Annotated in this window: 24 protein-coding genes; 17 read left to right on the forward strand and 7 right to left on the reverse strand. The window is 64.4% G+C overall.

The window, feature by feature from the left end; genetic code table 11:
• Positions 1–16: 16 nt before the first annotated feature.
• Positions 17–979: a malate dehydrogenase gene (mdh, locus tag J1C49_RS02895; protein ID WP_227444296.1), complete on the reverse strand. Its 963-nt coding sequence runs from the start codon at positions 977–979 to the stop codon at positions 17–19.
• A 167-nt stretch (positions 980–1,146) separates the two neighbouring features.
• Here mdh and J1C49_RS02900 point away from each other — a divergent pair, with 167 nt between their 5' ends.
• Positions 1,147–1,902: a sulfite exporter TauE/SafE family protein gene (locus J1C49_RS02900; protein WP_227444297.1), complete on the forward strand. Its 756-nt coding sequence runs from the start codon at positions 1,147–1,149 to the stop codon at positions 1,900–1,902.
• A gap of 360 nt (positions 1,903–2,262) precedes the next feature.
• On the opposite strand, the gene J1C49_RS02905 is transcribed toward J1C49_RS02900, so the two are convergent.
• The gene (locus tag J1C49_RS02905; RefSeq protein WP_370639363.1) at positions 2,263–2,580 is read right to left on the reverse strand and encodes a hypothetical protein; all 318 of its coding nucleotides are present in this window, start codon (positions 2,578–2,580) and stop codon (positions 2,263–2,265) included.
• A gap of 329 nt (positions 2,581–2,909) precedes the next feature.
• Between J1C49_RS02905 and J1C49_RS02910 the strand changes: the two genes are divergently transcribed.
• The 14 genes from J1C49_RS02910 (at position 2,910) to J1C49_RS02975 (ending at position 12,372) form a co-directional block, all read left to right on the forward strand.
• Positions 2,910–3,761, forward strand: a complete 852-nt coding sequence (locus tag J1C49_RS02910) for a CoA ester lyase (protein ID WP_227444298.1) — start codon at positions 2,910–2,912, stop codon at positions 3,759–3,761.
• A 4-nt stretch (positions 3,762–3,765) separates the two neighbouring features.
• A complete protein-coding gene (locus J1C49_RS02915) occupies positions 3,766–4,314 on the forward strand; it encodes an NnrU family protein (RefSeq protein ID WP_227444299.1) in 549 nt (182 codons plus the stop codon).
• 4 nt (positions 4,315–4,318) lie between these two features.
• Positions 4,319–4,522, forward strand: coding sequence for a DUF1737 domain-containing protein (locus tag J1C49_RS02920; protein WP_227444300.1), 204 nt, complete (start codon positions 4,319–4,321; stop codon positions 4,520–4,522).
• Positions 4,522–5,565 (forward strand): MaoC family dehydratase, encoded by a 1,044-nt coding sequence (locus tag J1C49_RS02925; protein ID WP_227444301.1) that lies wholly within the window; start codon positions 4,522–4,524, stop codon positions 5,563–5,565. The genes J1C49_RS02920 and J1C49_RS02925 overlap by 1 nt, the downstream gene beginning before the upstream one ends.
• Positions 5,566–5,591: 26 nt before the next feature.
• Positions 5,592–6,134 carry a hypothetical protein gene (locus J1C49_RS02930; protein ID WP_227444302.1) on the forward strand — a complete coding sequence of 181 codons (543 nt, stop codon included), beginning with the start codon at positions 5,592–5,594 and terminating at the stop codon, positions 6,132–6,134.
• 56 nt (positions 6,135–6,190) lie between these two features.
• Positions 6,191–6,898: a DUF4344 domain-containing metallopeptidase gene (locus tag J1C49_RS02935; RefSeq protein ID WP_227444303.1), complete on the forward strand. Its 708-nt coding sequence runs from the start codon at positions 6,191–6,193 to the stop codon at positions 6,896–6,898.
• A gap of 235 nt (positions 6,899–7,133) precedes the next feature.
• Positions 7,134–7,517, forward strand: coding sequence for a succinate dehydrogenase, cytochrome b556 subunit (sdhC, locus tag J1C49_RS02940; protein WP_227444304.1), 384 nt, complete (start codon positions 7,134–7,136; stop codon positions 7,515–7,517).
• Between the two features lie 15 nt (positions 7,518–7,532).
• A complete protein-coding gene (gene sdhD / locus J1C49_RS02945; protein WP_227444305.1) occupies positions 7,533–7,904 on the forward strand; it encodes a succinate dehydrogenase, hydrophobic membrane anchor protein in 372 nt (123 codons plus the stop codon).
• A gap of 19 nt (positions 7,905–7,923) precedes the next feature.
• The gene (locus J1C49_RS02950; RefSeq protein WP_227444306.1) at positions 7,924–8,253 is read left to right on the forward strand and encodes a zinc ribbon domain-containing protein; all 330 of its coding nucleotides are present in this window, start codon (positions 7,924–7,926) and stop codon (positions 8,251–8,253) included.
• 10 nt (positions 8,254–8,263) lie between these two features.
• A complete protein-coding gene (locus J1C49_RS02955; RefSeq protein WP_227444307.1) occupies positions 8,264–8,596 on the forward strand; it encodes a hypothetical protein in 333 nt (110 codons plus the stop codon).
• Positions 8,597–8,614: 18 nt separating this feature from the next.
• On the forward strand, positions 8,615–10,417 hold the full coding sequence (gene sdhA, locus J1C49_RS02960) for a succinate dehydrogenase flavoprotein subunit (RefSeq protein ID WP_227444308.1): 1,803 nt from the start codon (positions 8,615–8,617) through the stop codon (positions 10,415–10,417).
• Positions 10,417–11,304 (forward strand): hypothetical protein, encoded by an 888-nt coding sequence (locus J1C49_RS02965; protein WP_227444309.1) that lies wholly within the window; start codon positions 10,417–10,419, stop codon positions 11,302–11,304. The genes sdhA and J1C49_RS02965 overlap by 1 nt, the downstream gene beginning before the upstream one ends.
• A gap of 22 nt (positions 11,305–11,326) precedes the next feature.
• On the forward strand, positions 11,327–12,106 hold the full coding sequence (locus J1C49_RS02970) for a succinate dehydrogenase iron-sulfur subunit (RefSeq protein WP_227444310.1): 780 nt from the start codon (positions 11,327–11,329) through the stop codon (positions 12,104–12,106).
• Positions 12,103–12,372 carry a hypothetical protein gene (locus J1C49_RS02975; protein ID WP_227444311.1) on the forward strand — a complete coding sequence of 90 codons (270 nt, stop codon included), beginning with the start codon at positions 12,103–12,105 and terminating at the stop codon, positions 12,370–12,372. Before J1C49_RS02970 ends, J1C49_RS02975 begins: the two co-directional genes overlap by 4 nt.
• 68 nt (positions 12,373–12,440) lie before the next feature.
• Here J1C49_RS02975 and J1C49_RS02980 read toward each other — a convergent pair whose 3' ends face one another.
• Positions 12,441–13,247 (reverse strand): SIMPL domain-containing protein, encoded by an 807-nt coding sequence (locus tag J1C49_RS02980; RefSeq protein ID WP_227444312.1) that lies wholly within the window; start codon positions 13,245–13,247, stop codon positions 12,441–12,443.
• Positions 13,248–13,442: 195 nt separating this feature from the next.
• Between J1C49_RS02980 and J1C49_RS02985 the strand changes: the two genes are divergently transcribed.
• Complete coding sequence (locus J1C49_RS02985) at positions 13,443–17,027, forward strand: hypothetical protein (RefSeq protein WP_227444313.1); 3,585 nt, start codon at positions 13,443–13,445, stop codon at positions 17,025–17,027.
• A gap of 857 nt (positions 17,028–17,884) precedes the next feature.
• On the opposite strand, the gene J1C49_RS02990 is transcribed toward J1C49_RS02985, so the two are convergent.
• The 3 genes from J1C49_RS02990 to J1C49_RS03000 form a co-directional block, all read right to left on the reverse strand.
• Complete coding sequence (locus J1C49_RS02990; RefSeq protein ID WP_227444314.1) at positions 17,885–19,177, reverse strand: O-acetylhomoserine aminocarboxypropyltransferase/cysteine synthase family protein; 1,293 nt, start codon at positions 19,175–19,177, stop codon at positions 17,885–17,887.
• A 524-nt stretch (positions 19,178–19,701) separates the two neighbouring features.
• A complete protein-coding gene (locus tag J1C49_RS02995) occupies positions 19,702–20,868 on the reverse strand; it encodes a sialidase family protein (protein WP_227444315.1) in 1,167 nt (388 codons plus the stop codon).
• A gap of 534 nt (positions 20,869–21,402) precedes the next feature.
• Entirely contained in the window at positions 21,403–22,371 is a 969-nt protein-coding gene (locus J1C49_RS03000; protein ID WP_227444406.1) for a hypothetical protein, read from the reverse strand.
• 664 nt (positions 22,372–23,035) lie between these two features.
• On the opposite strand from J1C49_RS03000, the gene J1C49_RS03005 reads away from it, so the two are divergent.
• Positions 23,036–23,617 carry a hypothetical protein gene (locus tag J1C49_RS03005; protein WP_227444316.1) on the forward strand — a complete coding sequence of 194 codons (582 nt, stop codon included), beginning with the start codon at positions 23,036–23,038 and terminating at the stop codon, positions 23,615–23,617.
• Between the two features lie 138 nt (positions 23,618–23,755).
• Here the strand turns inward: J1C49_RS03005 and J1C49_RS03010 are convergent, their stop codons facing one another.
• Positions 23,756–24,448, reverse strand: coding sequence for a metal-dependent hydrolase (locus tag J1C49_RS03010; RefSeq protein WP_227444317.1), 693 nt, complete (start codon positions 24,446–24,448; stop codon positions 23,756–23,758).
• Between the last annotated feature and the right edge of the window lie 365 nt (positions 24,449–24,813).

The following is a 24,813-nucleotide window of genomic DNA, read 5'->3' on the forward strand; positions in this document are numbered from 1 at the left end:
GGTCGCGTGATGCGGATCAGGCGAGGCTCTCGTCGATCCCCTTGCAGGCTTCCACCAACCCTTTGACCGCGTTGACGGAATTGTCGAACATCGCCTGTTCGTCCTTGGTCATCTCGATATCGATGACGCGCTCCACGCCACCGGCGCCGATCACCGTCGGCACACCGACATAAAAGCCGTCCAGGCCGAACTGGCCGTCGCAATAGGCCGCGCAGGGCAGCACGCGCTTCTGATCCTTGAGGTAGGATTCCGCCATTTCGATCGCGGAGGTGGCAGGCGCGTAAAAGGCAGAGCCGGTCTTGAGCAGGCCGACAATCTCTGCGCCACCGTCGCGGGTGCGCTGCACGATTGCGTCGAGGTTTTCCTGGCTGGTCCACCCCATCTTGACCAGATCGGGCAGCGGGATGCCGCCCACGGTCGAATAGCGCACCAGCGGCACCATCGTGTCGCCGTGGCCACCCAGAACGAAGGCGGTCACGTCCTTCATGGAGACATCGAACTCAAGGCTGAGGAAGTGGCGGAACCGCGCGCTGTCAAGCACGCCGGCCATGCCGCAGACCTTGTTGTGGGGCAGCCCGGAAAATTCACGCAGCGCCCAGACCATCGCGTCGAGCGGGTTGGTGATGCAGATCACGAAGGCGTCCGGCGCATTGTCACGAATGCCTTCACCCACGGATTTCATCACCTTGAGATTGATGCCCAGAAGGTCGTCGCGGCTCATGCCGGGCTTGCGCGGCACGCCAGCGGTCACGATGCAGACATCGGCGCCAGCGATATCGGCGTAGTCCTGCGTGCCTTTGAGCCGGGCGTCAAACCCTTCCGACGGGCCGGACTCCGCGATGTCGAGCGCCTTGCCCTCGGGCGTGCCTTCGGCGATGTCAAAAAGGACAACGTCGCCAAGCTCTTTCATTGCTGCAAGGTGGGCGAGCGTGCCGCCGATCTGTCCCGCGCCGATCAGGGCGATCTTGGGTCTGGCCATGGATTTTTCTCCGGTCCGTTAGAGCGATTTTTCGGCATGGCGTAAGGAATAACTGGGCCTGACGCAAGAGTGCCGCGCTGCGGCGTGGCGGCGCGGTATGTCTCGCATCTGTCGAATGTTGGGGCTAAGGCTATGGGAGTGGATGATTTTTAGAGACAGGACGGGACATGGAGATACTGAGCTGGACTGTCTTTGCCATTGCCGTGCCTGCGGTGATCTTTGCCGGGATTTCCAAAGGAGGCTTCGGGTCGGGGGTGGCTTTTGCCAGCGCCTCGATTCTGGCGCTGGTGCTTGAACCGCGGCTGGCGCTGGGGTTGATGCTGCCGCTGTTGATGCTGATCGATGTCTCCTCGCTGCCGTCCTACTGGAAGCTCTGGGATTGGCCGGCCGCGCGGGCCCTGCTGATCGGCGCGGTGCCCGGCACGCTGATCGGCGCGGTGTTTTTTGCGGTGGCGGATGCGGATCTGATCCGGCTCCTGATCGGGCTTGTGGCTGTCGGGTTCGTGCTGTGGCAACTGGCTCGGTCGCTGGGTCTGATCAAGCTCGGCACGCGCCGGGTTGGCCCGCTGGGCGGGGCCGTGGCCGGTGTGGGGCTGGGGTTTACCAGCTTCATCAGCCACGCCGGCGGCCCGGTTGCGGCGGTTTATCTGTTGGGTCAGGGGCTGAGCAAAACCGCCTACCAGGCCACCACGGTTCTGGTGTTCTGGGCGGTCAACCTGATGAAGGTGGGCATTTACGGCGGCATGGGCGTCTTCACCCGTGAGACGCTGCTGCTTGGATTGGGTCTCGCGCCCTTCGCCCTGATCGGCACTTGGCTGGGCATCAAGGCGCATCACCGCGTATCGGAACGCCTGTTCTTCGGGATCACCTACGTGGCGCTGACGCTGACCGGGAGCAAGCTGATCTGGGATGCGCTCACCTGATCCAAGCGCCGGGTGTGACCCTGACCGGGACCCGCGCCGGGGAGCGGGTTGGCACCGGATTGAAGATCCAAACCAGGCTCCGCGCTCGCTCCTGACGCCCACCATTGGGCTTGTTTCTGAAGCCGATGCTCCGGGATTGTCTCCCGCGCTCCGGGGACAGGTCGGGTTGACGCAAGAGCGTGTTGCAGAGCGATTCCCGCGGTGTCGCGCGGCTGGATCGTTGTTGGCTGACGCAGCACCGTTTGCAATTTCGCGGCGCAGGGCCCGGTGCCCGGGCCTGTCTGTTGCGCGATGCGCGCGTCATGCAGAAACCGGCAGATCGGCTCTTCCACCGGGCCATCCGGCCCGGTGTCATCGCTGTCAGGCGGGATCGCCCTGCGCGGGCAAGGCTTCGGCCAGTTCTTCGAAGGCCTGGCCGCTCGCCACGAGGCAGGTCATCCCGTTGACCAGTGTCACCGTGATGGTCCAGGAGCCGGATTCGTCCGAAGCGAACACTTCCATCACGGCATTGTTGTGGCCCAGCCCCATGGATTGACGGGTCTCGCCATATTTCTCGGCAAGACGCTCGACCACCACCGCGCGCGGGGCGCAGTTGCCTTGCTGTGCATGTGCCAGTGTCGCGGCACCGAACACCAGCCCGGTCGCCAACATGATTGCAGTCAATTTATCCTTGTTCATCGTCTAGCCCTTTTCGGTGCTGCGTCCGGGCGTGTGCGACTTCGCCGCCGCCCCGACTTGGTGAGCCCCCTCCGACGGCCACCCCCGGCCCTGATCCGGTTTGCCCTCCCTCTGCCGCTTTGCGATCTGTGACCAGTCTCGGAGCCGAGCAACCAACAAAAGGTTAACCCGGCGTGCGTTGCCTCCAATGCTCCCTATTATCCTGAGGTTTTGCGCGATGCGTGACCAAGTTCAGGCAAAAAATTCTGCACTGCGGCAAATCAGGCCTTGAACAGAGCGCAAAAAAATGGCCCTTTCCGCGCAATAATGTTTCGCAAAGGACAATCGTCATGGACATGCGCGCGCGCCCCTACCGTTCCGTTCTCTACATTCCGGGCTCCAGGGAGCGGGCGCTCGAAAAGGCGCGCGGTCTCCCGGTGGATGCGGTGATTTTCGATCTCGAAGATGCCGTCTCCCCATCCGAGAAGGTCTCCGCCCGCGCCACGTTGAGCGCCGCATTGACGCAGAGTTACGGGCAGCGGACCCGCATCGTGCGCATCAACGGGCTGGACACCGAATGGGGCGCCGAGGACGCCCGCGCTGCGGATACCATGCAGTGCGACGCCGTGCTGCTTCCGAAGGTCGAGACAACCGCCCAGCTCGATGCGCTGGCGGCGATCACCGACAAGCCGCTCTGGGCGATGATGGAAACACCGCTCGGTATGCTCAACGCGGCCGGGATTGCCGCGCATCCACGGCTCGCCGGCATGGTGATGGGGACCAACGATCTCGCAAAGGAGCTGCAAAGCCGGTTCCGTCCGGACCGTTTGCCGATGATGCCGGGGCTCGGCCTCTGCCTGCTCGCGGCCAAGGCGCATGGCGTGGTGATTGTCGACGGGGTTTACAATGCGTTCAAGGACGCCGAAGGGCTCGAACGCGAATGCGCCCAGGGCCGGGACATGGGGTTTGACGGCAAGACATTGATCCATCCCGCGCAGGTCGAAATCGCCAATGCAGCCTTTGCGCCGTCCGAGGAGGAAATCGACCTGGCGCGCCGCCAGATCGAGGCATTCTCGGCCGCGGAGGCCGCAGGGCAGGGGGTCGCCGTGGTCGATGGCAAGATCGTTGAAAACCTGCACGTGGACACGGCCCGTGAAACTCTGGCAAAAGCGGAAGCAATTGCCGCTTTAGCCAAGGAGTAACTCCATGTTTTTCATATTGACCGCCGGTCTCGCGCTGTGGATCGTTGCGCATCTGTTCAAACGGATCGCGCCCGATGCGCGCGCGCAGATGGGCGATCGCGGCCGCGGTCTCGTCACGGTGCTGATCATCGTCTCGCTCGGGCTGATGATCTGGGGCTACCGCGGGGCGGAGTTCATCCCGGTTTACACACCGCCGCTCTGGACGGTGCATCTCAACAACCTGTTGATGCTTGTGGCGGTCTTTGTGTTCGGCATGTCGGCCACCACCGGCCGGCTGCGGGGCAAGATGCGCCACCCGCAACTGACGGCTGTCAAGATCTGGGCGGTGGCCCACCTTCTGGTCAATGGCGATCTGGCCTCGGTCCTGCTGTTCGGCACGCTGCTCGCCTGGGCCGTTGCCGAGGTTGTTATAATCAACAAATCCGAAGAGTGGGTTCGCCCCGAACCGGGTGAGGCCAGGAAGGACGTCGTGCTCGTCATCATCACCCTTGTCGCCTTTGGCGCCATGACGGGCATTCACGCCTGGCTCGGTGTCTGGCCTTTCCCTGGATAAGATCATGAAACTCTACCGCCTGCTTACAGAGGACGATACGTCCGCTTTCTGCCACAAGGTTTCGGCCGCACTTGCCAAGGGGTGGGAGCTCTACGGCGATCCGACCTATGCTTATGATCATGCCAATGGCGTCATGCGCTGCGGTCAGGCGGTCACCAAGGAGGTCCCCGGGGATTATGCGCCGGACATGAAGCTGGGGGATCAGTGATGACAACCGCACAGAGCAAGACCAACGCCGGACGCTTCTTCGAGGATTACCGCATCGGTCAGGTGATCGATCACGCGGTGCCCCGGACTGTATCGGGGGGGGAACGCGCGCTTTACCATGCGCTCTATCCCGCACGTCACGCGCTCTATTCCTCCGATGCGTTTGCGCAAGACTGCGGTTTGCCGGCATCGCCGATCGACGATCTCGCCGCGTTCCACGTGGTCTTTGGCAAGACGGTGCCGGATGTGTCGCTCAACGCGGTGGCCAATCTCGGTTATGCCGAGGGTCGCTGGCTCAAGCCGGTCTGGCCTGGTGACACGCTGCGCTCCACGTCCGAAGTGATCGGACTGAAGCAGAACTCGAACGGCAAGACCGGCGTGGTCTATGTGCGCACCCGCGGACTCGACCAGAACGGCAACACGGCGATGGAATATTGCCGCTGGGTCATGGTGCGCAAGCGAGACCCTGACGCTCCGGCGCCCGAGACCGTGGTGCCGGCATTGCGCGAGTCGCTCGATGTGGCGGATCTGGTGATCCCGCAGGGCCTCGATTTCACCGGCTACGATTTCGATCTGGCCGGGGAGCCGCACCGCTGGGGCGACTACACAATCGGCGAAAAGATAGATCATGTCGACGGCGTGACCTTGTCGGAAGCCGAGCACATGATGGCCACCCGCCTCTGGCAAAACACGGCCAAGGTCCATTTCGATGCCACAAACCGCGCTGATGGCAAGCGGCTGATTTATGGCGGCCACGTGATTTCCATGGCCCGCGCGCTGAGCTTCAACGGTCTGGCCAACGCCCAGATGATCGTCGGGCTGAATGCCGGGGCCCACGCAAACCCGGCCTTTGCGGGGGATACGGTGCGGGCGTGGTCCGAGGTGCTCGACAAGGCCGAAACCGATGCACCCGGCGTCGGGGCGATCCGCTTGCGGCTCGTCGCGACAAAAGGCGGCACGCCGCTGTCATTGCGCGGGGATGACGGGAAATACTTGCCGGAGGTCTTGCTCGATCTCGATTACTGGGCCTTGATGCCGCAGTAAAACGTTTTTCGGAGTATAAGAGAAAAATGAAATTCTTGAAGGAAGGGGCCGCATTTGCGACGGGGCTCGTGGCGATGGCTGTTTCTGGCACAGTGCTTTTCGACTGGGCAACCAATACGAGCATCAAGACAATTGATGACGTTGTTGCCAGTCTCAATGGGATAGCCGAAGCGGTTTCGCAAAGTGAGTTTGACTCAGCGTCAGATCAGGAACTGGAAGAAAGCCTTGCGGCGCTCGGCGCGGTCTCGCAGGCATTGGTCGAAGCTGCCCCGAATAGTGGCGAAAGCGGCTCTTACCTGCGTGTCTTTTCGGGCGTTTTCGATCTGCCGCCCGGCAGTGCGGTGGATCTAGATGCCCCTGACGGCAGTTTTGCGTCGCTCGGGTTTCATCGCTTCAAAAGAGGAAGCGAGACATGGGCCGGCACCTATTTCAATGGGAAGGAAGTCGGTCTTCTGCCAGGACAAATTCTCGAGTTTCCCGAAGAAGATCCTGTCTGTCAGGTCATGTATGTTGGACCGGTAGACGACGCTCTCAGCGGCGCACGGTTTCGCTTCCGGTGTCGCAGTTGAAGCCGGGATGCACTTCTAGCCTCCGCACCTTATTGCTCAGCACTACGCTGTGCCTCATGGCACAGGACTCCCGGGCGGAAAGCCCGGCGCAGACAGACCGCGAGGCCTTCCTCCGGGCCAACATCCTGTCGATCCTCTATCACGAGCTTGGCCATGCGGTGATCGATCTCGAAGGCCTGCCGGTCTTCGGCAAGGAGGAGGACGCCGCGGATGTGGCCTCCGTCCTTCTGGTCGAGCTTCTGCACAGCCCCGAAGACGCGCTGCAGATCGCGAGAGCCAGTGCCGAGGGCTACAAGGGCGAAGACATCCTGCGCGCGAAGGCCGGAGACGAGATTGCGCTCTGGGGTGAACACAGCCCCGACATGCAAAGGCTCTACAACCTGGTGTGTCTGCATTACGGTGCCGACCCTGACGGTCGCGCGGCGTTTGCCGAGGCTTTTGCGTTGCCGGAAGAGCGCGCGTCGCTCTGCGAGGAAGCGTTCGACCTTGCGTGGGACAGCTGGACGCCGGTGTTCGACGCGATGCAGGCCCGGACGGATGGCGCGCCGATCACCTTGCATACGGACCGCGACGGCCCGATCGCGGACCTTCTTGCCAAGGAGGTCGCGTTGCTCAATGCGGCCTATGCATGGCCTGAGCCGCTGGCCATGCATTATGAACGCTGCGAAGAGGTCAATGCGTTTTACGATGCGGATCTGCGCGCTGTGATCTTCTGTGTCGAGTATGTTGATCATCTCGACAGCCTGTATGACGTCGTGAACTGACCCGGGGTGGGGAGTTGTCCGCGGGCACAGCGCCGAGCGGCGTGAACCGCGGCGATTCTCATGTTACCGTTCACAGGAGATCGGTTTGTGATCACACGCCATAAAGTGTGATCACAAACTTTCGAATTTCTGCTTGATTGCGCCAAAAAACCGCGCCCTGCGGCTCTCTGTGCCCGTGACTTGGATGGGAAAAGCTTTACAAAACAGGCCCAAGGATAACGAAGGGACGCAGAACATGGCCGACGTCAATCGTGGGAACCGACCGCTTTCGCCGCATTTGCAGGTGTATCGGCCGCAGCTTAACTCAGTCACATCCATCCTCACCCGCATCACCGGCAACGCGCTGCTGATCGGGTCGTTGATGATCGTGTGGTGGTTTCTCGCCGCTGCAACCTCAGAGGAGTATTTCGCCGTCGCCAATGGGTTCGTGACCTCGTGGTTCGGCGATCTGGTGATGTTCGGGTCTGTCTGGGCTTTGTGGTATCACACGCTTGCGGGCGTGCGTCACCTGATCTGGGACAACGCCAAGATGCTGGATCTCGACAGCGCCGAGAAGCTCGGCTGGGCGGTTGTGATCGGCTCGGTTGTGCTCACCATCCTCACCGTCATCGCGATATAAGCGGGAGTAGAACACATGGCATTCCTGACAGACCGCAAGCGCGCAATGGGCTGGGGCTCGGCCAAGGCCGGGACCGAGCATTTCTGGTCGATGAAAAAATCCTCCGTCGCGCTGCTGATCCTCATCCCGTTCTTTGTCTTTACCTTTGGCGCGGCGCTCGGCGGCACCTACGAAGAGATCCTCGCCTATTACAGCCGCCCGTTCCCGGCGATCGTCGCGGCATTGACCATCGTGGTCGGGTTCAAGCATTTCAACGACGGGTTCCAGACACTGGTCGAGGACTACGTGCATGGCACGATGGAAAAGGTGCTGATCCTTCTGATGACCTGCGTGAGCTACGGTGCGGCAGGCGTCGGTCTCTTTGCCATCGCACGGCTGGCGCTCTGATCGATCTAGGATTTGTCTAATGGCCATTATTTCTTGCCCATCTTGTGGGAACGATGTGTCGGAGAAGGCTTTCGACTGTCCGAAGTGTGGACATCCTTTAAGAAAACCAAAACGCGGATTTTTCGGGGTGCTTATCAAATGGACCTTTATCCTATTCAATATTTTGATGTTGGTTTGGTTGGTCGGTGGAACTGGAGCAGCCGTTGATACGCAGGCCGGATTATCTGGAGCAGAACTTGCCGGAGCACAAATAGGCACCGGGATTGGAGTTGCACTGATCCTTTCCATTTGGGTGATCGGTGACATAATTCTTGGGCTTTTGGTCCTTTTTACGCGGCCCAAAAAGTGAAGCAGAGACGATGAAGCCAACACTCTCTTTGACCGCATTCATTCTCGTACTAAGCCATGTTCCTTCGTTCACGGCGGCTCAGTCCTTTGACAGTATGCAGAAGGCTCAGGAATTGGGTTCTTTGCTTGCTTCAGAAGAGTTCTGCCAGCTGCACTATAATCAAGATGCGATCGAAGTGTGGATAGACGGTAATACTGATGGGTCGGATATGGGATTTCCGAGTAAACTCCGCATGATGACTGATGGTGCCTCGTTCGACCTTCAGAGCATGAGCGAAAGCAGCAAAACCGCACACTGCCGAAGTATAGAGCGCACAGCTCGTCACTTTGGTTTTGTGGAATAAGGTAAGGAAAGCAATCGAATGGCTGCATATGAATACGAAAGCCACGACTACGACGTGGTTGTGGTGGGCGCGGGCGGCGCCGGTCTGCGCGCGACGCTGGGCATGGCCGAGCAGGGGTTGCGCACCGCTTGCGTGACCAAGGTTTTCCCGACCCGCTCGCACACCGTCGCCGCACAGGGCGGCATCGCCGCGTCGCTGTCCAACATGGGCCCCGACAACTGGCAGTGGCACATGTATGACACCGTCAAGGGCTCCGACTGGCTCGGCGATACAGACGCGATGGAATATCTCGCCCGCGAGGCCCCAAAGGCGGTCTACGAGCTTGAGCATTACGGCGTGCCGTTCAGCCGCACCGAAGAGGGAAAGATCTACCAGCGCCCCTTTGGCGGCCACACAACCGAGTTTGGCGAGGGCCCCCCGGTGCAACGCACCTGTGCCGCCGCCGACCGCACCGGCCACGCCATCCTGCACACGCTCTATGGCCAGTCGCTCAAGAACAACGCCGAATTCTACATCGAGTATTTCGCCATCGACCTGCTGATGGAGGATGGTGAATGCAAAGGCGTGCTCTGCTGGAAACTCGATGACGGCACGATGCATGTGTTCAACGCCAAGATGGTCGTGCTCGCGACCGGCGGTTACGGGCGCGCCTATTTCTCGGCCACCTCCGCGCATACCTGCACCGGCGACGGCGGCGGCATGGTGGCGCGCGCGGGCCTGCCGCTCCAGGACATGGAATTTGTGCAGTTCCACCCCACGGGCATCTACGGCTCGGGCTGCCTCATCACCGAAGGCGCGCGCGGCGAGGGCGGCTATCTCACAAATTCCGAGGGCGAGCGGTTCATGGAACGCTACGCGCCCAACTACAAGGATCTCGCGCCGCGCGATTATGTCTCGCGCTGCATGACGATGGAAATCCGCGAAGGCCGTGGTGTTGGCACGGGTGGGGATCACATCCACCTGAACCTCTCGCACCTGCCCAAAGAGGCGCTGGCCGAGCGTCTGCCGGGTATCTCGGAAAGCGCGCGCATCTTCGCCGGTGTCGATGTCACCAAGGAACCGATCCCGGTCCTGCCCACGGTGCACTACAACATGGGCGGCATCCCGACGAACTACTGGGGCGAGGTGCTCAACCCCTCCGAGGAAGACCCCAACGCCATCGTGCCGGGCCTTATGGCCGTGGGCGAGGCGGGCTGTGCCTCCGTGCACGGCGCGAACCGTCTGGGCTCCAACTCGCTCATCGACCTCGTGGTCTTTGGCCGGGCAGCAGCGATCCGCGCGGGCAAGGTGGTCGATCCCTCTACCGCCGTGCCCACCGCACCCGTCTCCGAGATCGACAAGGCGTTTGACCGCTTCGACACGGTGCGCCATGCCGATGGCGCGTTGCCGACTGCGGAGCTGCGGCTGGAGATGCAAAAGACCATGCAGGAAGACGCCGCCGTGTTCCGCACCTCCGAGACATTGGCGCAGGGTGTCAAGCGGATGACCGCCGTGGCCGAAAAGATGCGCGACATCAAGGTGACAGACCGCAGCCTGGTGTGGAATTCCGACCTGATGGAAACGCTGGAGCTGACCAACCTGATGCCCAATGCGCTTGCCACCATCGTCTCTGCCGAGGCGCGCAAGGAAAGCCGTGGCGCGCACGCGCATGAGGATTTCACCACGCGCGATGATGACAATTGGCGCGTCCATACGGTTGCGCGCGTCGATGACGCCGCCGTGCAGCTGACGCACCGTCCGGTCATCAAGGATCCGCTGACCGAGGAGTCGCAGGGCGGCATCTCGCTCAAGAAGATCGCGCCGAAAGAGCGCACGTTCTGATGGCGACCAAGGCGCAGCAGGCAACCAAGACAGTGTTCGTGCATGTCGGATTTCCGAAAACCGGCACCTCGACCTTTCAGGCCATGCTGCGCCATAATGCCGGGCGGCTTGCTGCCAGTGGCCTTGCCGTCGTGACAGACTCGCCCGAGCTGGTGGATTTTTCAAAGCAGGCGGGCCGCATCGGCAACCCGCGCCGCAACGCGCTTGCCACCCGTCTGCACCTGCGACGCTCTGCACGGTCTCTCGCGGACAGCGTGGCCCGGCTCAGGGAGCCGCGTGTCCTTATCTCGCACGAAAACCTGCCGGGTTGGCGCGTGAAGAACCTCTACAACACGCCGTTTCACAAAGGCCCCGTGAAGGCGATCTCCGCCGTCGAAAGCGCCTTTGGCGAGTGCCGCCTCACATGGATGCTGATGACCCGGGAGGCGGCGGCGCACCAACGCTCTGCCTACAAGTTCTTCTCAAGGCGGAAGGGCACGGCCGAGAGGTTCGAGGATTGGGTCGCCGCGATGGGACCGGCGGAAAATCTCGACCGGATGGTGGAGGACGCACGCGCCTATTGGGGCGAGAGGCTCATGGTCTTTCGCATGGAAGACGAAATTGCCTCCGGTGATCGTTGGGGGCATGGCATGCTCCGGGCGATCGGGGTGCCCCAAGACGTGCTCGATACGCTGGAAGACGTGCCCGACGAAAAAGTCGGCCTTCCGCCCAGCTTGCTGCCCTTTGCCCATCGTATCAATGCGTTGGGCCTCGAAAAGCCACTGCGTCAGGCGCTCGTTGAAATGCTGCCTGAAGTGCGCGATGCCGTTCTGGAAGAACATCACCGCGCATCATCGAAAGACACAAATCCGCCCGCGTCTCCACACGCCGAGAGACGCCCGCAATGATCGTTTAGCGAAAGGCTCCGACATGGTTCAATTCACACTGCCCAAGAATTCCACCGTGCGCACCGGCAAGACCTGGCCGAAGCCGCAAGGCGCGAACAACATCCGCAAGTTCCAGATCTATCGCTGGAACCCGGATGACGGGGAAAACCCGCGGGTCGACACCTATTGGGTCGATATGGACAGCTGCGGGCCGATGGTTCTTGACGCGCTGATCAAGATCAAGACGGAAATCGACCCGACGCTGACCTTCCGCCGCTCCTGCCGGGAGGGGATCTGTGGGTCCTGCGCGATGAATATCGACGGGATCAACACGCTGGCCTGCATCTACGGTCTCGACGAGATCAAGGGCGATATCAAGATCTACCCGCTGCCGCACATGCCGGTGGTCAAGGATCTCATTCCCGATCTCACCCACTTCTACGCTCAGCATGCGAGCATCATGCCCTGGCTGGAAACCAAGACCAACCGGCCCGCAAAAGAGTGGCGCCAATCCATTGAGGACCGCAAGAAGCTCGACGGGCTCTATGAATGCGTGATGTGCGCGTCCTGCTCCACGTCCTGCCCGTCCTACTGGTGGAACGGCGATCGCTACCTCGGACCGGCGGCGCTGCTGCATGCGTATCGCTGGATCATCGACAGCCGCGATGAGGCAACGGGCGAGCGTCTCGACGAGCTCGAGGATCCGTTCAAGCTCTATCGCTGCCACACGATCATGAACTGCGCGCGGACCTGCCCGAAAGGTCTCAACCCCGCGCTCGCGATTGCCGAGATCAAGAAGATGATGGTGGATCGCGCCGTTTGACGGAAAAATGGAACAATCCGGACGAGCTTGAAACGCTCCTCAAGACCTGTTCGGCGCGGATGCATTACGTCAACCGCGTCGCAGGCGGCGAGAGCAAATACTTCTGGTGGTATGCAGAGCTGATCCGTGCGGCGTCCAAACTGGCCCAAAATCTCGACGATCCCGATATCCGGGCTGATTTCGGAGATGGCTACAAACAAGGCCGCGTCGCGGATCCGAAGGCGGAGATCCTCGCACTGCTGGCGCAGCAAATGCGAGATCGCTGAGGCGCGAGAAAGCCGGGCCCGGGCCCGTGCTGCGGGCTGCCGGGCATGGCGAGAGATGACGCGCGTGGTTATCGCGGGTCGGCGATGGCAAAAACCACGGTGACCGCCGCATAGGCCTCGATCTCGCCAGCCTCGATAGGCACGCTCGACGCCGCGTCGGCGATAAACGCGCGTTCGGCCATTCTTGGCTGCGGCTCGCCCGAGGCCGGAATATCCGAGATTTGCACCACCGGACCAAGCGGCACGTCTGCGGCATCGGCATAGAGCTTGGCTCGAGCCAGCGCGTCGGCGACCGCAAGCCGCCGCGCCTTGTTTTCGAGTGGTGAGGGGTCCTGCAGGCCAAAGTGAAGCCCTTGCAGGCGGTTGGCGCCCTGATCCAGCACGTCCGCCAGCACGCGGCCGACCAGATCGAGGTCGCGCAGCCGCACTGTCAGCGTATTGCGCGCCTCGAATCCAATCGATACCGGCGCGCCACGATCCTGATCGAAGCGTTCGCGCTCGGTCAGCATCAGGTTGGCGGTTTGCATGTCCCTCCCGGCGACCCCGAGCGCTTCAAGCTGGGCGATGATGCTGCGCAAGGCGGCAGAGGTTGCATCCATCGCCGCAACGGCATCCTTGTCCACATGCACCGCGCCCAGCGTGATCGTGGCCATGTCCGGACTGGCCGAGACCCGTGCCTCGCCGCGCACGGAGATCGTGCCCGCAGCGGCCGTTTCGGCGTGGACGGGATCGGACAGGAGCGCCAGCGCAAGCCCGGTTGCCAGCGCCGCGCGCGAGACCTGCGCCTGTGCCATGCGGGCGGTCTCGCGCAGTCTCGCAAACACCCCGTGGCACCGGGATTGGCGGTTGATTTGCAGCATAGCCGATGTCGCCATGAGGGCACTCCCCGGTTGATCCGTGCGCGCCGGCTTGCACCGGCCGACGCAGATCCTATCTTTGCCTGAAGGGGCATGCGCAGCAAGTCCTTGTCCGACGCGGTTTTCTTTGCGTCGGCAGCAACTTGCCCTTACACTGGCAGCAAGGGGGCACCGGACTCCCCTCTGACGCGGCAGACTGCTAACAAGGCGCTCATGAAGCTGAATTTCGCACTCTCCCTGTCTTTCGACGGCATCCAGTTCCTGCGGCGTATGCCGAAAGGCTGGGCCATTCTTGACGAGATCACCCTCGACCCCGAGAGTCTCGACGAGGGCATGCAGCGCCTGAAGAGCCGCGCCACCGGGCTGCATCCAAATGCCAATCGGCTGGGCCTCATCATTCCAAACGCCCAGATTCGCTACCTGTCGATTCCGGCCCCGGCGTCGGATGCCCCCGAGGTGGTCACGCAGGCGGTCGAAGCCGCGCTTGACGGCGCGACACCCTATGCCGTGTCGGAGCTTGTGCACGACCACGAGATTGCCGGCGGCACGATGCATGTGGCCGCTGTGGCGCGTGAAACGCTGGAAGAGGCGGAAGGCTTTGCCAAGGCGCACGGGTTCCTGCCGCAAGCCCATCTGGCCATCGCGCCGGACAACGCGTTTCAGGGTGCCGTGTTCTTCGGTGCGGCCGAAGACTGGAGCGGAAAGCCGCCCGAGCGGCCACGCAGCGCCATTGTGGCCATTCCTGCGGACGAGGCGGCGCTGACGCCGACCAAGCTGGCTCTGGAGCAGGCCGCGCGATCGGATGCCGCGGACCAGACCGCCGAGGATAGCGCGGACCCTGCTGATCTGGAGGCTACTGGCCCGGAGCCGCAAACCGAAGCGCAGACGCCCGAGGCGCCAACGACCGCGGTTCCAGACGCGGAACCGCGCGGATTTACGGAGGCCGAGGGGTCTCTCTCTGAGCCGAGCCAGACTTCCGGGTCGGATATCGCGGTGCAGGACCCGCCCGGGGCGAGCCCTGATCGGTCGGACACGGGCGCCACCGCTGTCGGCGCCGGGACCGGAGAGCAGGAAGAGGTGTCGGGCCTTGATGATGCGTCCGGCGCGGATGCGTCATCGAAGGCACAGCGCGGGGACTCCGCAGCCGGGCCGGCACACACAGGTGAGCCGACGTCCGCAGATTTCCGGCCTGCCGAAACCGAGCCCGCCGCAACGGAACCACCCGCAACCGAAGCCCCCGCAACCGAAGCCCCCGCAATCACAGCCGATGAATCCGAAGCCCCCGCAACCGAAGCCCCGGCAATCACAGCCGATGAATCCGACCCCAAAGCATCCAAGCCCGAAGAAGCCCGGATAGCGGGGTCAGCCTTGTCCGAGGGCGCGCCCGTCTCGGGGTCGGAACAGAAAGACAAAGGCGATCTCCCGGCGCCGCCGGCCGTCGATCTGGCAGCCGCGCGCACGAGTGGCGGGAAAACCGATGAGACCCTCGCCAAAGAGGCGTTCTCCGCTCTCGAAGAGGCACGCGGCCCCAAGGACGCGCCAAATTCTGAGCGCGATGGCAGCGCGCTCTTCGTGGCAGAGACCGGTGCCCCGGAAACCGATCTCGAAGAAACGGACATCAGTTTCGAGGATGTCTACGAAGCGGTGCCAGACCCGCTGTCGGCCCCAGTGTCCCCACCCGAGGACGGTTCGGCCAAAACACAGGGTGATGACGCGGATAATGACGCAAGGACTGAGGCAAAAGACGCGGAGGAGGGGACAGAGGCCGAGCAGGCGATAAAGCCGACCTTCTCCACCATTCGCGCAACCCGCGAGCCGGGTCGCGATCGGGCAATCCCCCGCGCGCCCCGGCCGTTCCGGCTTGGCGCAAAGCCAGACGAAACCGCCGACAAGGGCACGGAAACAACCGCAGGCGTGACCAGTGGCGGGATCGAACCCGCAGCCCCCAAGGCACGGAAATCCTTGCTGGAACGCTCCGGTGGGCTGTTCAGCAGAGGGGGCACGTCACAAGCCAAGGCAGACCCGCGCGCCGAAGCGCCGCCTCCGCCGGACCGTGTGCCCGTATCGCCTCCGCACCCGGCGCATGCGCTGCGTCAGAAGGTGGCGCAGGCCCGCAATCTGGGCCGCCGCACCGGGCCGGAGGAAGATAAAACCGGGGCTCAACGGAGCGCGCCAAAAGACGGACCCACCGTTGCGAAACCGATCGTGGCAACGCCGAAAGCCCCGACGGTCAAAACGCCCTTGGCAACCGCGGCAGGGGGCGACACCAAGCAACCGGATGCCCTGATTGCAAAGGCGTCCCTGCGTCCGGGCGCGGCTGATGACTCCTCAAGCGCGGCACCGAGCCTCACGGCAACCGGTGGGGCCGCCGCGATCGCAAGCTTCGTGGACGATCCGGACAATGAGCGCGAGCGCATGACGGTCTTTGGTGCGCGGGGCCGGGATCGGGTGGGGGGCAAACCGCGTTTCCTCGGGTTGATGCTGACAGCCGGGTTGCTTCTGTTTCTTGCCGGCGTCGCGGCTTGGGCCTCGGTATTCCTCGACAACGGTCTTGCGCGGTTCTTCCGCTCAGAGCCCGAAGTTGAAGCGGTGGCGCAACTGCCGGACGTGCGTGAGACGGCCCCCGTGGCGCTGAGCAGTCCAGAGGAGACGCCCGAGGACGCCACGCTTGACGCTGTGACCGAGGCAGATGGGTCCGGTGCCGCCGAAGAAGCAGAAGACACGTTGATTGCCGCGCTTGACGAGGCGGCCGACGCAATGCCCAATGCCCGGCCCGGCCTTGATGCCCGGCCCGGGCTTGCGGAGCCGGTCCAACGCGAAGCGCTGTCGCCCGAGCAGGCCGCGGCCACCTATGCCGCGACGGGGATCTGGCAACGCGCTCCCGCTGCGCCGCTGAACCTGCCGACAGGCGGTGTCGATGATGTCTATGTCGCGTCGATCGATCCGGATGTGCAGCAGTTTGACGCCGTCGCTCTGCCCCAAGCGGTTGAAATTGCGCCGGAAGCAGGGCTTGAGGACCCCGGGTTGCCTCCGCCTGCCGGGATGCTGTTCGATTTCGACGCCCGCGGTCTTGTGCGCGCCACGCCGGAGGGCGCTTTGTCGCCGGAAGGCTTGCGGATCTACACGGGGCGTCCGCCAGTGACCCCGCCATTGCGCCAGCCGCAAGCCACGCCGGATCCGGATGGCGAAGACGGGGCGGATGCCGGGGCTTTGGGCGATCCGGCGCTGCGCGACAAGCGGCCCGAGGCGCGCCCGTCCGATCTCGTCGAGCAGTATGAACGCGCCGAATTGCAGGGCATCTCGCGGAGCGAACTTGCGGCTTTCCGTCCGGTCATGCGCCCGGTGACGGCGCAGGAAGAAGCCGCGCGCAACGCACCGCAGGCAACCGAACAGGCGGTGGTCGCGTCGCTGCCTCCGGTCACCCGGCCCCGCAACATGCAGGCCATCGTCGAGCGCGCCCGCGCGCGCGCGGAAGCCAACCCGGCTCCGGTACAAACAGCCTCTGCTGTGACTGCCGCCGCCGCGCCGCGCGTGGTTCAGCCGCGTTTGCCAAGCAGCGCATCGGTTGCGCGGTCCGCGACGGTGCGCAATGCCATCAACCTGAACCGGATCAGCCTGATCGGCGTCTATGGCACGCAATCCAATCGCCGGGCGTTGGTGCGGATGCCGAACGGCCGGTATGTGAAGGTCAAGGTGGGCGATACGCTCGACGGGGGGCGGGTGCAGTCCATCAACACCTCCGAGCTGCGCTACCGCAAGGGCAGCAGAAGCCTGTCCCTCAAGATGCCGCGCGGATAGCGCCATTGTGGGCCTGACGCCCCGCTGGGCTCGGGGTAAAACCGCGCTGCACAATCCATGCACATGTCATGCACATCGCATGCGCATGAATGCGCAAAGGCGCGTGGGATGGTTCGGGCGTTTGAACCGTCTGACCGCGCGTTGAATGCCGGTGAAAGCCCCTGCGGACCGGTCAACGCGAAAGCGCCTTGACCGGGAGATGTGCGGCCCGTTGGGCTGTTTGGCACCTCCCGACAATTTAGCCGTGGCGGTCTGGGCGCTGGGCGCTGGGCGCGATCGTCTGTGTGGTCACAGGGTGGCGTCTCTATCTGGCGGGCGCTTGCGCCGCGCTGCGGTGGTCGGGCGGATCGCCGCCCGGGGGCGGGACTTGGTCGTGAGATCCCCGACCTGATGCGGCGATTGGGGGCGTGCTGCAAAGAGTGGGGTGGCCTCCCGCGCGCGAGGTGATCCTGTGATACCCTCCACCGCGGATATGGTGCGGGACAATCCCGTTGACGGCGCCGTGATGGCAGGGCGCCCCCGGGGCGCTCCTGTGATCCGAGGCAGGTGCTCCAACGCGCTTGTGGTCGGGTTGACACCTGGATGGATAGGGCGGGATGGGGCAGAGCCGGGGGGCGCAGCCGGGCGGCGCGGACTCCTGTGTCAGTCCTGCGATCTGACCGATGGCGCGAGCAGCGGTCAGACGAAGACCGTGCTGCCGGCCCCGATGCAGTTCGCTCACGTCCCGCTGCGATGTCCACAAAGACGCGGCACGGGGCGCAGGTTTGGACACGTGGGCGCGCGCCAGTCATTGGTTGACCGGCGCACGCGGTTTTGGCTGCAAGACGCCGGCCCGGCGCCTTGCGAGAGGACCCCAATCAGGCCGAGGCTTTGGCCAGCGCCTGATCGAGATCGGCGATCAGGTCCTTGGCATCCTCGATCCCGATGGAGATCCGCACGACGTCCGGCGCGGCTCCGGCCGCTTCCTGCTGCTCTGGCGTCAATTGACGGTGGGTGGTGGATGCCGAGTGAATCACGAGGCTGCGCGTGTCGCCAAGGTTGGCCACGTGGCTGAAGATTTCGAGGCTGTCGACAAATTTCACGCAAGCCTCGTAGCCGCCCTTGAGCTTCACGGTGAACAGACCGCCGGCGCCTTTCGGGCAGATCGTCTTGACACGACCGTGATAGGGCGAGGAGGGCAGGCCCGCATAGGTGACCCCGGCCACCGCGTCATGCCCTTCGAGCCAGCCGGCCACCTCGACCGCGTTCTGCACATGGCGCTCCATGCGCAGCGACAGGGTTTCGATGCCCATCAGCGTGTAATGCGCGGCCTGCGGGTTGAGCGTCATGCCCAGATCGCGCAGCCCGATGGCAATGCCGTGGAAGGTGAACGCCAGCGGGCCGAAGGTCTCGGCGAACTTCAGGCCGTGATAGGCGGGCTCCGGCTCGCTCAGCGAGGGGAATTTGCCGGAGGCTGCCCAGTCGAACGTGCCGCTGTCCACCACGACGCCGCCGGTTACGGTGCCGTTGCCGGTGAGGTATTTCGTCAGCGAATGCACCACCAGCGTCGCGCCATGCTCGATCGGGCGGCAGAGGTAGGGCGTGGCGGAGGTATTGTCGACGATCAGCGGCAGACCGGCGGCGTCGGCAACCTTGGCGATCGCCTTGAGATCGGTGATGTAGCCGCCGGGGTTGGCGATGGATTCACAGAATACCGCGCGCGTGTCGTCATCGATGGCCGCCGCGACCGCATCGGTGTCGTCGAAATCGACAAACTTGGCGGACCAGCCAAAGCGCTTGATCGTCTGCGAGAACTGCGTGACCGTGCCACCGTAGAGACGGGTGGAGACCACCACGTTCTTGCCCGGCCCCATCAGCGGGAACAGCGCCATGATCTGCGCCGCGTGGCCCGAGGAACAGCAAACCGCGCCGGCGCCGCCTTCGAGGGTGGCAACCCGTTCCTGAAGCACGGCGACGGTCGGGTTGGTCAGGCGGGAGTAGATGTAGCCCACTTCCTGAAGGTTGAAGAGCGCCGCGGCGTGCTCTGCGTCCCGGAACACATAGGCCGTGGTCTGGTAGATCGGCGTCTGACGGGCGCCGGTTGCCGGGTCGGGGCGGCTTCCCGCGTGGATCTGTAGCGTGTCAAAGCCAAAAGACGGAGCGTCGGACATGGGTGTCTCCCTGGTTCTGTGGTTTTTTCTATGGGTAGACCCAACCGTCTCCCGCGACAACCGGATCACTGGTGCCGCGCGTGAAAAGGCGGATGTTCTGCGCAGGCGGGTTAATTCGGAACGGCGCAGGGCCTGTGTCGCACCCTTGGGTGACAGCGTTCCCGCAATGGGAGGCTTGATGACCGGGGGCGCCTTGGGCAGGCCGTGGGCACGCGGGGCGCGGCGCATGACCGGGGGCGCCTTGGGCAGGCCGTGGACGCGTGGGGCGGGGCGCATGACCGGGGGTGCCTTGGGCAGGCCGTGGGCACGCGGGGCGGGGCGCATGACCGGGGGTGCCTTGGGCGGGCCGTGGGCACGCGGGGCGGGGCGCATGACCGGGGGTGCCTTGGGCGGGCCGTGGACACGTAGGGCGCGGCGCGTCCGGATGCGCCATGCCGCGATTGCGCGGCGGGTCATGGGGGGAGGGCGTGCAAACGGCATCCGCGCGACGCCGTGGCATCGCGCGCAAAGATCCGCGCCAACGGTCAGGCGGTGATCGCCTCCACGCAAAGCACGGTTGGCAGATGTCGGGCAATCTCCATGAAGCTGTCACCCTCGTCCAGCGTGGCAAAGATCGATCCGGTATTGGTGCCGAAATAGAGCCCCGCGGCCTGGTGGGCATCCACGCTCATCGATTGCCGCAGCACCGTGAAGAAACACGCCTCCTGCGGCAGGCCCCGGCGGCAGGCCTCCCAGCTGTCGCCGCCATCGCGGGACCGCCAGACCGCCGCGCGCGCATCGGGCGGATACCGCCCGGCGCTGTCGCCGTTCAGCGGCAAGGTCCAGATCGTGTGCGGCTTGCCCGGGTGTACCGCGATGGGAAACCCGAAGGTCGATGGCAGCCCGTCGGTGATGTCGTCCCAGCTGCGCCCGTCATCGCGGGAGCGATAGGTGCCGTGGTGGTTTTGTTGATAGAGCGTCGTGCCATCGCCCGTGCGCACCATGTTGTGCACGCAATGCCCGGTCTGCCCGTCGCTTGGGGCGGCCGGGTGGGGCGGGTGCGACGCACACCGCTCGGCGTTGGAAAGCCGGTTGCGCCGGGTCCATGTGCTGCCGCCATCCTCGGTGGCAAAGACCCCCGCGGCGGAGATCGCAATCCAGAGCCGGGCGGGATCGGCCGGGTCGGGCACGATCGTGTGCAGCGTCATGCCCGCCGCGCCGGGGTTCCAACTGTCGCGGCTTTCGTGGTTGCTCAGCCCGGTGACCTCGGACCAAGTCTGTCCGTCATCCCGGCTTTCGAACAGGGTTGCGGGCTTGGCGCCGGCATAAAGCGTGTCGCCCGCGCGCGCCACGGACCACAACGCGTCGACCTGACCGGTGAAGGGCGCGGGCGGTTGTGGCTCGACGCCGAACAGTGCGGCAGCGTCGGGGTCGTTGCGGATCCAGGCGTCCATCTCGCCATCCGCCAGCTTTTGGCTCGCGAAGCTGGCGCCGCCATCGGTGGATCGCCAGACACCCGCGCCGTGCCACTCATTGCCTCCCACGGCCCAGATCCGCCCGGTGTGCGCATCACCGGTTGCGTGGTTGATCGTCCATCCGTCGCAATGCGGCCCGGAGACATGCCAATGTGTGCGGTCCGCGCCGCCGGTGACCAGAAACAGCCCCTTGGTTGTCCCCACAAGAAGGGTGACCGCGCCGGGGTCGCTGGGCATCGTTTTTGGTTCTGGCTGCGCCTGTGTGCCGGCGTCTGACGTAACGTCGATGGGGGCGTGATCTTCCATGGGCCACCTTCCGGTTTTGCTCCCATCCTAGCATGAATTTGGGTCTCATCCTAGCATGGCGGCGGCGTCATCGGTGGGCTTGACGGTGCGCGCAGGGGGGCAGGCCAGAGTGGTCGGGCCTGTGTGGGCCGGTCCGTTTCGGCGGTCAGGTTTGGTCAGCCTTGTGTGGCGCGGCACCCGTGTTCGGAGGGGTGAGCTTTGCCGCATGGGGGTGCTGGTCAGGGGGCCTTACGGGCCTCCTTAAGTCGCGCAGCATCTGTGTTCCGGCATATGTGGGCGGGCATGTGCAGGCAAGCCCGTGTGGCCGGGCCTGTCCGGGCAACCTTGTCCGGTAAGGCACGGATGTTCGGGCGCGCGTGTTCATCCGCGTGAGGTCGGGCCCGGGCTGGCGAGGCTTATGTGGTGCGGCACCGGTGCTCCGGCATGTGTAGGCGGGCCCGCGGGGGCAGGCACGATTGGGCGAGGTCACCGCATCCAGTAGCCGGCTTTCCGAAGCTGGTTGCGGAGCGTCTTTTCCCGCTTGGGTAAGGCCGCGCGGTCGAATAGCGCGCGCGCCTTGTGACCGCGCCCGTGATAGATCATGTGCCGAAACGGCGCGTAGCGCTTGAGCTGTTTCTTGACCCGGTTTGGCGCGGCCAGCGCTTCAAGCAGCGCAACGGTGCTGTCGGCTTCGCGCGCATAGAGCAGCGGCAGGCTGCGATAGTGGCAGCTCACCGTGCCATCGAGCAGCCCGCTCGGCAAGGTGTCGCGCCCGCCGCCAAGCCCGTGGATCACCAGCGGCAGCGCGATCTGATCAAGCCACGGCTGTGTCGCCTGACCGGCCAGTTGGGCGGGGGGCGCATCGCGGATGCGCAGCGCGGTTGCGAGAAACCGCGCGCCGAACAGCCGCGGGCAGCGATAGAAGAAAAAGCCCGCGTTGAAATAGAGATAGCGGCGCCAGTAACCTTCGGGCTGACCCCGGTCGAGACTGGTTTCGAAATCGAGCCCTTCCTGATCGTAGAGCGCGCGCCAGATTTCGGTGTAGCCCGGCCCGTAGAGCGTGATCTTGGGCCAGGTGTCTTCGCAGTTCAGCGACGCGGTGGGGCGGTCGAAATCGAAGGGCACCGCCGCGAGGTCGGAGAGGATCAGCGTATCGGTGTCGAAGAAGACGAAGGGCTCTCCTTCGGGCAGGGCGGCCAGCGCTTCGATCTTGTTGCCGATAGGGTAGGTCGCGCCGAAATGCCGGCTTTCAAAGGGCACGATCCGTGCGCCGAACCCCGTCAGAAGATCCCGGATCGCTGCGTCCGCGATGCGCGGATCCTTTGGCCAGAGCGGACCGGGTTGCGGCTCCGCCACCCAAAGCCGGAAGCGCCCCGCGCGGTTGAACCGCGCGAATGAGGCCGCAAAAAGCACGGCCTCAAAGGCAAGCCGCCCGTCCTGCGCGACGATGAGCACGTTGACCGGTGCGTTGCGTGCGGAGGGTGGCGTTGCGGCGGCGGTGTCCGTGTGCGGGGGGAGCGCGGCTGAAGCGCTTGCGTCGCGTGGCCCGTCAGCGGGGCTGCGCGGGCGGCTCCCGGCGGGGTGCGCTCCGACGGCAGCGGTTGTTGCGGCGGGCGCCCCGGTGGCAGCGGTTTCGTCGGGGTCCGCCGCTTGGGCGTTCATCCCTGTGGTATCGGTTTCCGCTGCGTCGGTTCCGGTGGTCTTGGTTCGGGTGGCGCCGGTCTTTGTCGGGTCGGCTCCGGCGGCGTTGGTCCAAGTAGCGCCGGTCTCTGTCGGGCCGGCCCGGGTGGCGCCCAGCCCGGTGCCTTCGGTCGCAACTTGGGAATCCCCTTTTTCCGTGGTCCCGGCGACGATCCCGGTTGCATGCATCCCGGTTGCATGGGGCCGGACGCGGTGGCCGCTCGCAAAGGTGCTCCCGGCGGCCTTCGTCCCGCCGCGATCGGGATAGCCCGGGCGCGCGGTGCTGTTCCGGTGCGCGGGCAGGTCGGGAGATGCCGACTTCCGGGGCTGGGTCATTCGTGCCATCCTGCGACTGATCCGACCGTGCAGCCATGCTGCGTCATGGGCAGAGACAGGGTTAGGCCGAAAAAGCTGTGAATTTGTAAAGAAGGGGTTTGAAATGATCGATATTCTTCTGATCGGGATTGCCGTGGCGCTTGGCGGCGGCGGGAGCGCCCCGGAGGCGGGCAGTGTCGTGGGCGCCGCGGACGCGGGCGACTCGGCAAGCGTTGCAGTGGCGCCCGTCGCCGAGGCGCCGGCGCAGCGACCGCAGGCCGTTGGGGCGGCGGAGGCGTCAGGCGGGCAGGCGCGCGCGCGCTCCGCCTTTACCGCCGAGCCACAGGAACCCACGGGGCGTTTCACCACCGCTGTCGAGGTCAAGCCGATCCTGCAGGCAACCCAGGCCAATTGGGTGGCGGTGCGCGACTGGGACGGTCAGGACCTGCTTTACATGACCCATATCCTTGCGTGGCGCTGTGGTCTCAAGGCGGCGCATGTGGGAATCAATGGCGCGGCGCCGGAGGCGTGGCCGCTGCCGCCCTGCCTTGAAGAGACAAACGCCCCCAATGCGATCCCGCAGGATGCGGTGATCTATCAGCGCTTCCCGGCGGGGTCGATCGAGCGGGTGGTGGTGGAATTGACCTATGACGACCTGTCCACCGGCCGCGCGGAGTTCGAGCGCAAGATGATCCAGATGCCCTGACGGCGCCGACCGATCGCGCCACGCGCCGCGATGCGCGACGCGGCAGAGAGGCCCCGTGGGGCGAAGCGGCATGGCCCGGCAACGGGCCGTGGTTCTGGCGCGGGATCCTGACGTCAGCGCGGGCCACGGCCCTCTGCGCTAGAGTTGGATGGGCTTCATCACGTCCGGCTCGATGACGTCCACCCCGGGCAGTCCCGCCTTCAGTCCCTCCGCCGATTGTTCCAGAAGCGGGAAGGTCTTGTAGTGGCACGGGATGACGGTCTTGAAATCGAAATAGCGGCGCGCGGCATAGGCAGCCTGTGCCATGTCCATGGTGTAGTGACCGCCCGCCGACAGGATGCCGATATCGGGTTTGAAATAGTCGCCCATCCAATCCATGTCCGCCATGATCCCGGTATCGCCGGAGACATAGATCATATGGCCCTCGCCGCTGATCATGAATCCCGCCTCGGTGCCTGTGTAGACCGGCTTGTCATCCATCACGTAGCTTGAGCTGTGCGAGGCAGGCACCATTGTCACGCTGACCCCGTCGAAATGCACCGTGCCGCCCATGTTGAAGCCGGCACCCTCCGCCGCGCCTTGCGCGGTCAGGATCCCGACCAACTCGGGAATGGCATAGACCGGTGCGCCGGTGGACTTGGAAATCGGTGCGATTTCCGTCGCATGGTCGAAATGCCCATGGGTCACGAGAATGCGTGTCGCCCCTGCGGTCGCGGCCTCGGCGTCATGGCCTTTCATCATTGGATTGGCGGTGATCCAGGGATCGACCAAGAGCACCTCCTTGCCGATTTCGATTCGAAATGATCCGTGCCCAAGCCAGATGATTTGCATGATGTCCTCCGCGGTTTGGTCTTGGCCGACAGTCTAACGGGCGGGCGCGCGGCGTCCAGAGCGGCGCGCGGAGGGCAGGGCAGGATGGCCTGCGCGACGGGTTGACGGGGATCACGCTGGTCTGGGTCCGGGGCAATTGCGGCAGGCTGGCCGGTCCCGGAGTTCTGTTGGGTCGCGGGCGCAGGGCTGGTCGGAGTGGCAGGGTCTGACGGGAAGGAAGGCCGGTCCCGGTGCCCCGTAAGGATCGCTGTGGCAACGCCGGTCGCGGAGGTGAGGCCGGTCGCAAGGGCAGGGTTTGTTGGGGGGGCTGGCCGGTCCCGGAGTTCCGTTGGGTCGGGAGGGCAGGGCCGGTAGGACTGGCAGGG

The organism is Cognatishimia sp. F0-27 (assembly GCF_020667845.1).
GTDB lineage: Bacteria > Pseudomonadota > Alphaproteobacteria > Rhodobacterales > Rhodobacteraceae > JAFMPQ01.